The organism is Bradyrhizobium sp., assembly GCF_019244115.1.
Classification (GTDB): Bacteria; Pseudomonadota; Alphaproteobacteria; order Rhizobiales; family Xanthobacteraceae; genus Bradyrhizobium.
Genome location: NZ_JAFATE010000416.1, coordinates 1 through 10,629, shown reverse-complemented (window position 1 = coordinate 10,629; position 10,629 = coordinate 1). Strand labels below are relative to the sequence as shown.

Here is a 10,629-nt window from a genome sequence, read left to right as displayed (position 1 = left end):
GATTGCGGCGTGCATTACGTGGACATCATGTGCCAGGTGACGCGCGCGCGGCCCGTCGCGGTGCATGCAGTCGGCGCCCGGCTCACCGGCGAGATCGCGCCGTCCATGTACAATTACGGCCATCTGCACATCAGCTTCGACGACGGCTCGGTTGGCTGGTACGAGGCCGGCTGGGGACCGATGATGAGCGAGACCGCGCATTTCGTCAAAGACATGATCGGGCCAAACGGCTGCGTGTCGATCGTTGCGAGCGAGAGCACTGAGACGACGACGCGGTCCTCCGACCACGACACCCACACGAAAACCAACGCACTGCGCGTCCATCACGCCGCGGTTGACGCGGATGGCCGCTTCGCAAAGCCGGACGAACTGATCTCGACCGAAGACGAACCCGGCCATCAGGAACTCTGCGAGCGCGAGCAGCGGCTGTTTCTGAAGGCAATCCGCGGCAAGATCGATCTCGCCGAGCATCACGAAGCCGCGATTACCTCGCTCGGCATCGTGCTCGCCGCCGACGAAAGCGTCCGGACCGGTGAGGTCGTGCGGCTTTAGCGCTGCTTCCGGAAGCGTAGCCGGCCTGTTTGCCCGCGTCCCGGTTCGATGAGGGGTCGCTTGAATGGTATGTCGATCATCATATTTGACAGTTTCATTTTAGAACCGTAGATGTTGCTTGAAAGCAAAGCGGCGCCCTTCGTGCCATCTCATCGGCGTGTCCCGCCAATGGCAGGGGCGATGCTCGGCGGCCGAGAGTCGGCAAGTCGCCTCGAACGGCAAGGGAGGCAGGCAATGACCAGGAGAAACGCGACCGCCGCGGTGATCGGCGCCGGCGACTACATCGGCGCCGAAATCGCAAAAAAGTTCGCGGCCGAGGGTTTTGCGGTCTTTGCCGGGCGGCGGAACGGCGAAAAGCTCGCGCCCCTGGTGCAGGACATCGAGGCGGCCGGCGGCACGGTGTTCGCCCGTTCACTTGACGCGCGAAAGGAGGAGGAGATTATCTCCTTCCTCAACGATGCCGATAAGCAGGCGCCGCTCGAGGTCTGCATCTTCAACGTCGGTGCCAACGTCAACTTCCCGATCCTGGAAACCACCGAGCGAGTATTCCGAAAGGTGTGGGAGATGGCCTGCTATTCCGGCTTCCTTGCGGGGCGCGAGGCGGCCCGCCTGATGCTGGCGCGGGGCGGCGGCCACATCTTCTTCACCGGCGCGACCGCGAGTCTCCGCGGCGGGGCGGGCTATGCCGCCTTTGCCAGCGCCAAGTTCGGTCTGCGCGCGGTGGCGCAGGCGATGGCCCGCGAGCTCGGTCCGAAAAACATCCATGTCGCGCATTTGATCATCGATTCCGGCGTCGACACCGAATGGGTGCGGCAGCGTCGCATCGAGGCGCTCGGGCCCGACGCGCTCAACGATCCGGATGCGCTGATGCCCCCTTCGTCGGTCGCAGATGCCTATTGGCAGCTCTACCAGCAGCCGCGCAGCGCCTGGACCTTTGAGCTCGAGATCCGCCCGTTCAAGGAAAAGTGGTGAGGCAGGCTACATCCAGCCCTTGTCGCGCGCATGGGCCAGTCCGTCGTCGAGCGCGCGGCGCAGCCCCTCGAAAAACTCCGAGATCTCGGCTTCCGTGATGATCAGCGGCGGGCAGATCGCCACCGCATTGCGCAGCACGCGCAGGATCACGCCATGCGCGAGCCCGCGCGACTGGATGAAGGCGCCGAGGCCGAGTTTGGGATCAAATCCCTCGCGAGCGGCCTTGCTGCGCGTCAGCTCCACGGCGCCGATCAGGCCGACGCCGCGGGCCTCGCCGATCAGCGGATGGTTCTGCAGGGCGGCCAGGCCATTCTGCAGATGCGGCGCCATCGCTTTGACATGGGCGACGATGTCGCGTTCGTGATAGATCGCGAGCGTCTCCAGCGCCACCGCGGCGCAGACCGGATGCGCTGCGTAGGTGAGGCCATGGCCGAATACGCCGTTCTTGGCCGCGCCTTGCGCGACTGCTTCAAAAATCGCGTCGGTCATCAGCAAGCCCGAGATCGGCAGATAGGACGAGGAGAGCGCCTTGGCGACCACCATCATGTCGGGCTTCAGGCCATAAGTGAACGAACCGAACATTTCGCCGGTGCGGGCAAACCCGGTGATGACCTCGTCGACCACGAACAGGATGTCGTATTTGCGTAAAATTGCCTGGATGCGCTCAAAGTAGCCGGGCGGCGGCACGATCACGCCGCCGGCTCCCATGACAGGCTCGGCGAAGAACGCGCCGATGGTCTCCGGTCCCTCGCGCAGGATCAGCGCTTCGAGATTTCCGGCGATGCGCTCGACGAACGCTTCGACACTCTCGTCTACCTTGCCGAAATGGTAGTGGCTCGGACAGTCCGTATGCAAAATGCCCGCGATCGGCAGGTCGAAATCGGCATGGACATGTGGCTGGCCGGTCAGGCTGCCGCCGGCCACGGTGACGCCGTGATAGCCGTTGATGCGCGAGATCAGCTTCTTCTTCGCAGGCTTGCCGATCTGGTTGTGATAGTACCACACGAGCTTGGCTGCGGCGTCGATCGACTCCGAGCCGGAATTCGCAAACAGCACGTGATTGAGGCCATCCGGCGCGATCTTCGTCAGCTGCTCGGCCAGCAGAATTCCCGGCTCGTGCGAGCGGTCGCCAAAGATCTGCGAGTAGGGCAGTTTGGCGAATTGCCGCGCGGCGGCTTCGGCGAGCCGCGGCTCGGAAAAACCGAGCGACGTCGACCACAGCCCGGCCATGCCCTCGAGATAGCGGCGCCCTTCGCTGTCATAGACGTAGACGCCTTCGCCGCGTTCGATGATCAGCGGACCGGATTTGGCGACCGCTTTCAGATCGGCATAGGGGTGAAGCATGTGGTCGGCGTCGCGCTGGCGCAACGTGGAGGCAGCAACCGTCGGCATCGTCGTCATCTCTCCGACATCGTTGACCTAAGAATGTGCGTCGCCGAATGGCCAGTCAAGTAACGGGGTTGCACGTCAGGCCTGCTTCGGTCGTTATTGCTGCGCCTGCACCTCGATCAGCCGATCGCGGATCAGCCGCGCGGCGCCGCGACTCCGCGACTAATTGGCGCCCATGCGAAGTCCGCTGTCGGCTCCAGCAACGATTGCACCGGTCCGCGCGTCACGCAGGCGGAACGAGACGGTATATTCGGTGCGGCTGACCCGCCCGATGACGCCGACCAGCCACCATTGCACGCGGACGTGAAAGGGAAGATGTCGGTGCGCATACGGTTCACCTCGCGTCCGCTTGCGAGGAGGGGTGGCAGCGCCAGGAGCGATGCCTGGCATGCCGCTTCGCGCTGCAGGCGGTTTTCAGCACCCTCGACGCGCGCGCGGCCCGGTGCTCAACCGTTCGTACGCTCGCGGAGCGCACGGCAATTGTCGCATCGCGGGAAAACCTTGTGGTTGAATTATGGACCGCGTTGCGGTCCATAATGAAAGTGTTTCGTAACCGCTCGGGGACCGCCTCATGAGGGACATGGAGACGCAACTGGAAAAACTCCTCAACGACGCCGAGGAGTGTGCGCTGATCAGCAAGCTCGCGACCGATATGGCTAAGCGCGAGCTGTTCGCAAGACTCTCCGAACACCTGAAAATGCTGGCGATGGAAGTGGACCGCGCGATCAAGGAACACAAAGCGGCGGACTAGAGCCTTTTCCGTTCCGATTGAATCGGAACGGAGGCGCTAGCTTCTTGTTTTGACGGTTTTCCTCACGCGAACCGGTGCCCACTTCGGCTCGAAAACGCTCACGTCTAGCGCGCGAGGAATTGAAGTCGAACTGGAGCGGCATCGGACGTGCCCCTCTGGCACGCAACCGGGATCCGGCATCGCTGATGCGACATCGCCGAAGCTCCGCTTCGGCAGCAGCGCCAGGCGAAGTGGCAGGCGAGGGCACGCTAGCCGAGCCGGCTGGCGCGGCCGCCAAGAGATGACTTGCAAGGCACACGGCGTCACCTTATTAGCGGCCGTGCATGACCACGGCTTCGCGCGCACAAGGGACCGTCGCACTCGTCGTCACCGCGGCGCTCTGGGGCTCCAACCATGTGGTCGCCCGCGCCGCGCGCGACATCGTGCCGTTGCCGTCGCTGGTGTTCTGGCGCTGGGGACTTGCCGTGCTGGCGCTCACGTTCATCGCGCTGCCGTCGCTGCGGCAGGCCTGGCCGGCGATCCGGGCGCGTCTGGGCGATATGATCTTCGGCGGTGCGATCGGGGTTGGGCTGTTCTCCTACTTTCTGCTCGGCGGCGCCTATCAGAGCCTCGCCATCGAGGTCAGCTTCATCAATGCGACCACGCCGGTCTGGGTGCTGCTGATCACCCTTGGCCTGCGGCGGGATCAGGTGGGCGACGACGCGGTGACGCCGGTCATGATCGGCGGCATTGCGCTCGCCTTTGCCGGAACGCTGCTGATCATCTGCAAGGGCGAGATCGAAACGCTGACATCGCTGCGCTTCAGCCTGGGCAATTTCTGGTCGCTGCTTGCGGCGATCTCGTTCGCCTGGATCTCGCTGCGGGTGCGCGACTGGGGCCGCACGATCCCAGCACTGCCGCTGATGGTGGTGACCGGCTGGTCCGGCGTGCTGCTGGTCATGCTGCCGGTCTATCTCGGCTGGATGGTTTACGGCGGCGCCTGGCTTGCCTTCGATCCGGCCGACGCGGCGGCCGCGCTGGCCTCGATTGCCTACATCGCCTTCCTGCCGACCATGCTCGGCAATCTGTTCTATCTCTATGGGGTCACCGCGCTCGGTCCGGCGCGCGCCGCAGCGTTCCTCTATCTCAGCCCGCTGTTTTCCGCCGGCCTCGCCATCGCCTGGCTCGGCGAGCGCATCGCCTGGTATCACATCGCCGGCATCGCCGCGATCTTCGCCGGGCTCTTTCTGCTCGGACGAGCGCCGGCAGGAGACCAAGATAATGTTAGCTAGAGCATGATGAGATGAGGTTTGATTCTAGCCGCATTGGAGGTGCGCTCTCTCCCCCTTGCGGGGGACGGCGGGGAGGGGGTACCACACGACGAACTGAATCCGAGGACCCCCACCCCGACCCCTCCCCGCAAGGGGGAGCGTGCGCGCGGGTCTTTTCGGTTCAGTCAAGTTTCATCGCGCTGTTGTCAGCTCTTGAACGCAGGCGGCGGGACGAAGCCGCCGTACTCGCGCTCGACCAGCTCGGCGAAGGCGATGGTGGTGCGGTCCTCCATCGCCGGACCGACGATCTGCATGCCGATCGGCAGGCCTTCGCTGGAAAAGCCGATCGGCATCGCGGTCGACGGCAGCCCCGCCAGCGTCGCGTTGCCGTTCCACATGACCTGCTCGCCATAGGGGATCTCGGTGCCGTCGACCAGGATGCGGCGTGCGGCCATCTCGCTGTGGTCGTGTGCAAATGCCGGCGTCGGCGTCACCGGACACAGCACCACGTCAAAATCGCGGAACAGAAGCTGCCAGCGATCGGTGATGCCGATGCGGAGGCGATCGGACTTCACCCAGTCCCGATAGGACATGGTGGCGGCGCGAAGCCGCGCCGCGGCGATGCTGTCCGCTTCGGCGGGAAGCGCCGCGGCTCTGGATTTTAAGCCGGCGTAGACGTCGTCCGGGGATTCGGCGGCCATGACGGCGCTCAGCATCTGCACGAAGGTGCGGCCGATGCGCGCCAGATCGGGGAGCAGCGGGCTGGTCCGCGCGACCGTGACGCCGTGTTTGCCGAGACGGTCCGCCAGCGCATCGAGCGCGGCGCGAACAGACCCTGATGTCGGCAGCAGCGGATGCTGATCGAGCACCAGCACGCGGAAATCGCGGAGCTCGGTGTGGCGGGGCGGCGACAGCACGAGCTTGTAGCCGAGCGCGTCGGTTGCGTCGGGGCCGGCGATGATGTCGAGTGCAAGCGCAAGGTCGCCGGCGCTTCTCGCCATCGGTCCGGCGACGGCGAGGGGCACCTGGATCGGAATCGCAAGCGACGGCGTGCCCGGCGGCGCGATGCCGCGCCCCGGCACGATGCCGTGGGTCGGCTTGTGAGCAAAGATGCCGCAGAAATGCGCCGGGATGCGCAGCGAGCCACCCAGATCCGTGCCGAGCTCGAGCGCTACATAGCCGGCTGCGAGCGCCGCCGCCGCGCCGCCCGAGGAGCCGCCGGGCGTGCGGGAGAAATCCCAGGGGTTGCTGGTGGTGCCATAGATCGCGTTGTAGCTCTGCATGTCGGCGAGCATCAGCGGCAGATTGGTCTTGCCGAGCACGATCGCGCCTGCGGCCTTGAGCCTCGCAACCGTCACCGCATCCTCGTGGACCGGGAGTTTCTCCGTGCCCGGAATGCCCCAGGTGGTCGGAAGACCGGCGACGTTGGCGCACTCCTTGACGGTCATCGGCAGGCCGAGCAGTGGCGCGCGTTCGCCGCGCGCCAGCGCCTTGTCGGCCTCGGTCGCCGCGGCGCGTGCGCGCGCGAAGTCGCGCACCACGACCGCATTGAGCTTGCCGTCATGGGCGTCGATGCGGGCGATCGCGCGATCGGTGAGTTCGATCGCCGACACCTGCCGCGACTGCAACAGCCCGATCAGCTCCCTTGCGCTTCGATAATCCATGGTCTTGGCTCCCTTGTCGTTGCGCGCCACAGCATCCGCCGTGCCGGCGATGGCTCGCGGAAGCGACGTTGCGGCGACCGTCGATGCGGCCGCCAGGATGAAGTCGCGTCTGGTTTCGTTCATATGATCACCTCACGTCTTGATGGGGATCCAGATTTCGAGCCCGCCCTGTCCGGTCCGGAAATCGAAGGTGTCGCCAAAACATTCGAAGCCCGCCGCATCCGCGGCCTCATGTCCCGACTCGGGCAGCCATTTGGTCCAGATGGTGCAGACCGTGCGGCGGATCTCGGCAATATGCGCGCGATGGGCAAACACCGCGTATTTTTGGGCGCCCAGTCGCAGCCGGCTGAACGCCGCCGGCAGCTCGGAGAAATCGCTGACTTCGCAGCCCGCGATGTAATCGAAATTGCCCTCGTCATCGCCGTTATACGACACGCCAAAGGTCACCCTTCCAACGCGACGCGGCATGATCCCGAGATAGGGCACGAGGCGCTGCCAATGCGCCGGAATGGCCTTGCTGCTCTCCCAGGTGTAGCGTTCGCCGAGCCCCGCGATCAGCATCGGCCTGCCGTGCTCGAAGCGCAGCGGGCTGAGCTCGGCGATGGGAGTTTCGTCGAGCTTGATCGGCTCGACGAGATCGAGATTGCAGGTGCGGCGCTGCGCTCGGACCATCTCGGGCGTCAGGGCGAACTGATCGCGAAAGGCGCGTGTAAAGGCTTCGTGGGAGCCGTAACCGGCCTGCAGCGCCACGGTCAGGATGTCGGGCGCGCCGCCGGCAAGCGAACGCGCGGCCTCGCTCAGGCGGCGCCCGCGCACATAGCCCATGACCGAACGGCCCGTCGCGACCCCGAAGGCGCGCACCAGATAGAAGCGCGATACGCCGGCCGACCTGGCGACGTCGTCGAGCGAAATGTCGTCCGCAAAATGCGTCTCGATGAACCAGATCGCTTTTCCGACGGCGCTCATGGCGGCTCACAGCAGCGTGAAACTCGCCAAGATATAGCGCCTCCCACGGTGCCCTGCTTGATCGGGATTGCCGTGCGGCCGCGATGAGGTTGGTCGAAGCGGTCTCTCCGTAGGGGCGGATCACCTTTCGCTGCTTGCGGGGAGAGATCGCCGCGACTCGGCGGGGCGGGCGAGGGGGAGTCCCCAAAGCGCTCAGCCGATGGAGATTCCCCTGAGCGAGGCGTTCTCCGGGACGATCATCAGAATGATGGTAGCCCGCATGTCGCTGCGCTCATGCGGGCTACTTGCTGCTCAATCCCGGTCGAGCAAAATCTGCTGCACCTGCTTGAGCTCTTCCTACGGCCCCGCCAATGAATAATAGATGTCGCTCCTTGGGCGGCGGCCGTCACTCCATGTGGAGAAAGTAACGCCACTCGGTCCCCATATTGTCGTCGGTGACGAGCGTTTTGCCCGCGGTCTCCTTCAAGAGCTCCGGGCATGACTCGATCGTCGTACTGTCCTGACGGTAGTCGGCCATCAGTTCATCGAGCCGCGCACGATCAGTGCCATCGGAGGCAAACGCGCGTTTGCCGTCGATGCTGTAGGTTTCCAGCGTTCGTCGCCAGCGCTCATAATTCCAGGCGATCGGCGTCTGCGACACCAGCATGTGATTGAGGAACCTGGCGCCGTAGGGGAAGGCGGTGCAGCCGGTGCGCTGCGCGCGCCGCGAGTTGGTGGTGTTGTAGAAGAAAATTCCGCCCGGCTTCAGGTGCTGCTTCACGAGCTCCAGGAATTCGGTCGACAGCAGGTTGGTCGCGTTGGCGCGGAAATGGTACGTCGTGTTGGAGATCACCGCATCGAAATGCGCGTCGGGGTGGTGGCCGAGCCAACGCCGTCCGTCGTCCTCGACGATCTTGACCTTGGGATTTTGCAGGATCGATTTGACGTCGTCGTGTTTCGCGATCAGCTCGAGATATCCGCGATTGATCTCCACGACCGTGAGCGAGGAAACGTCGGGATTGTTGGCGATCACCTGCGCCCATGAGCCGGAAGAGAGCCCGATCATCAGCACGTCCCGCGGGGCGGGATGGAACAGGCTCAGGGCGTATGGGCGGACGATGCCGTTGCGGTCGGATTTCAGGTCCGTGTTGAAACGGCCGTCATACATGCCGTTGCCGGACACCGTGCCGTCAGTATCGACAGTGATGATGCCGCTGTGGGTCTCGACGACCTCGGCGAAGTCATGGTCGGACAGCGTCTTGGCCTGCAGATTCTCGAGTAGCCGGTTGCTCAGCAGGGCGATTGCGCCGATGCCAAAGATCAGAACCGCAATGGCGAGGCCGCCAAGCCGGATCTTCTCCTGCCTGCTCGTTTGACCGGCCGCGATCAATGCGCCCGCGCATATCGTGCCGCCGACAAGCAGGATCACTGCGATCTGCCTTATTCCGAAATGGTCGGTCAGCACGAAACCGGTCAGGACCGCTCCGCTGGCGCAGCCGACGATATTGACGAAATAAAGCAGTGCCGTCCGCTGACCGGTGCGTGCATCCGCGGCGATGCCGAATTGCGAGAGATAGGGCAGCAGCGCGCCCCATTGCCGCGCAATCAAGAAAATCATGATAACGGCAACGCCCAGCACGCCGTTGCCGATCCATGCCAACTGAGTCATCAATGGCAAGAATAACGCACCGAACAGATTGGCCCAGATCAGCTCGCGCGCGGCTTGGCGCAGCGCATCTTTCGGCGCGAGCGTTTCGCAGGACCGGCCGGCACGCTGGGCGCCGACCGCGATGCCGCTGAGGAAGGCGTACAGCGTGATGGCGAAGGCCAGCGAGCTCGACCCTGAGGCGAACGATATCGCGCGGAACAGATAGATCTCGTAGGACAGCGAGATGAATCCGCCCGCCATTGCGAGCAGTGCGACGAAACCCATGCCGAATATTGGCGCGCTCGGCGCCGCGGCTAATGTCGGTGATTCCGCCGTCGGGGCGGGACTGAGGAGGATGTGCGCCGCGATGGCGCCGAGGCCGACCGCGATATTGATTCCGGCCGCAATCATGATCGCCGCGTGCATGCCGAGATGCGGAAAAATCAGCATCGCGCACACAATGCATGCGGTCGCGGCGCCGAGTGTGTTGACGAAATACAGCGTCCCGACGGCGCCGCCGATCTGCCCGGACGTTCGTGCCAGATATCCGACCAGGATCGGTAGTGTCGCGCCCATCAGGAGGGTTGGCAGGAGCACCAGGACAAGATTGATGACGGCAAGGGCAGGCAGCGGCAGGTCGGCCACGAGAGCGCCGACCTGCTCGAAGATTTGAAGCGAGACCAATCCGAACGCCGCCGTGGCAAGCTCGATCACGCCGAGCAGGAGCAGCGGCTTGAGCTTGCTGCCTCGGGATATCCAGCCGCCGCACAGGCTGCCGAGACCGAGCCCCAGCATGAAGGCGGTCACGACAATGGTCACGGATTCCGAGTTGACGCCAAAAATCCGGAACAGACTTCGTTGCCAGACCAGTTGGTACATCAGCGCGGGAAAGCCGGACAAGAAGAAGAGGGCGCAAAGGATGCGAATGCACGCCGGGGCGAATGCGCGAGCCGTCGTCGCCGCGGGCAGTTCAATGGTCGTCATCTGGATGGAATCCCCCTGGCATGTCCCCACAACCTAAGGAGGAAAGGTAACCAAGGATTGCATCCGGTTGCGCAATGTTGCCGGATATTTCGGTGTATTCTGGCAAGGCCGCACGCAAGGTTAAGCAATGGTTAGCCACGGACCCGTTTCGTTCGGACAGCGTGGCCCGCAACTTCGTCAGCCTGATGTCGGCATCGATCGGCTGCCGCAACACGGTGTCCACGTCCCGGTAGGTCTCGAAGCCGGACAAGCCATGCCCTGGGGAAAAAACCGGTTGGGCTGGCAGCTGCTTTGGGTCGGACGCTATCCAAGGCAGTTCGTCCGAATTTGGTGCTGCACCAATTCGGCAGGGATCAAGCGGCCGTGGCGCTAACGCATTTCGGGAAGGCTAGTGACCCACAGCTGACGATCCGGAAATGCCCTTGTTCTCGATACCGCCTCGTCCAATAATGCCGCCGTTAACCTGTGCAGACT

Annotated in this window: 7 protein-coding genes and 1 pseudogene; 4 read left to right on the top strand and 4 right to left on the bottom strand. The window is 64.1% G+C overall.

The genetic code is table 11. The features are described from left to right. Together JOZ76_RS18295 and JOZ76_RS18290 are read left to right on the top strand one after the other, a co-directional pair. Nucleotides 1-552 (top strand): annotated as a pseudogene (locus JOZ76_RS18295) (hypothetical protein); the annotation flags it as partial. Nucleotides 553-786: 234 nt separating this feature from the next. After that, nucleotides 787-1,524 (top strand): SDR family oxidoreductase, encoded by a 738-nt coding sequence (locus tag JOZ76_RS18290; RefSeq protein WP_291700446.1) that lies wholly within the window; start codon nt 787-789, stop codon nt 1,522-1,524. Between the two features lie 6 nt (nt 1,525-1,530). Here the strand turns inward: JOZ76_RS18290 and JOZ76_RS18285 are convergent, their stop codons facing one another. Then, nucleotides 1,531-2,925, bottom strand: a complete 1,395-nt coding sequence (locus JOZ76_RS18285; protein ID WP_291700444.1) for an aminotransferase — start codon at nt 2,923-2,925, stop codon at nt 1,531-1,533. A gap of 568 nt (nt 2,926-3,493) precedes the next feature. Here JOZ76_RS18285 and JOZ76_RS18275 point away from each other — a divergent pair. Beyond that, entirely contained in the window at nt 3,494-3,664 is a 171-nt protein-coding gene (locus tag JOZ76_RS18275) for a hypothetical protein (protein ID WP_441300055.1), read from the top strand. A 323-nt stretch (nt 3,665-3,987) separates the two neighbouring features. Then, nucleotides 3,988-4,935, top strand: a complete 948-nt coding sequence (locus JOZ76_RS18270) for a DMT family transporter (protein ID WP_291700439.1) — start codon at nt 3,988-3,990, stop codon at nt 4,933-4,935. Nucleotides 4,936-5,120: 185 nt separating this feature from the next. Here the strand turns inward: JOZ76_RS18270 and JOZ76_RS18265 are convergent, their stop codons facing one another. The 3 genes from JOZ76_RS18265 to JOZ76_RS18255 all read right to left on the bottom strand — a co-directional run bounded on the left by JOZ76_RS18265 (nt 5,121) and on the right by JOZ76_RS18255 (nt 10,155). After that, nucleotides 5,121-6,701 carry an amidase gene (locus JOZ76_RS18265; protein WP_291700437.1) on the bottom strand — a complete coding sequence of 527 codons (1,581 nt, stop codon included), beginning with the start codon at nt 6,699-6,701 and terminating at the stop codon, nt 5,121-5,123. A 9-nt stretch (nt 6,702-6,710) separates the two neighbouring features. Next, nucleotides 6,711-7,544, bottom strand: a complete 834-nt coding sequence (locus JOZ76_RS18260; RefSeq protein ID WP_291700435.1) for an AraC family transcriptional regulator — start codon at nt 7,542-7,544, stop codon at nt 6,711-6,713. A gap of 385 nt (nt 7,545-7,929) precedes the next feature. After that, on the bottom strand, nt 7,930-10,155 hold the full coding sequence (locus JOZ76_RS18255; RefSeq protein ID WP_291700433.1) for a fused MFS/spermidine synthase: 2,226 nt from the start codon (nt 10,153-10,155) through the stop codon (nt 7,930-7,932). Nucleotides 10,156-10,629: the final 474 nt, after the last annotated feature.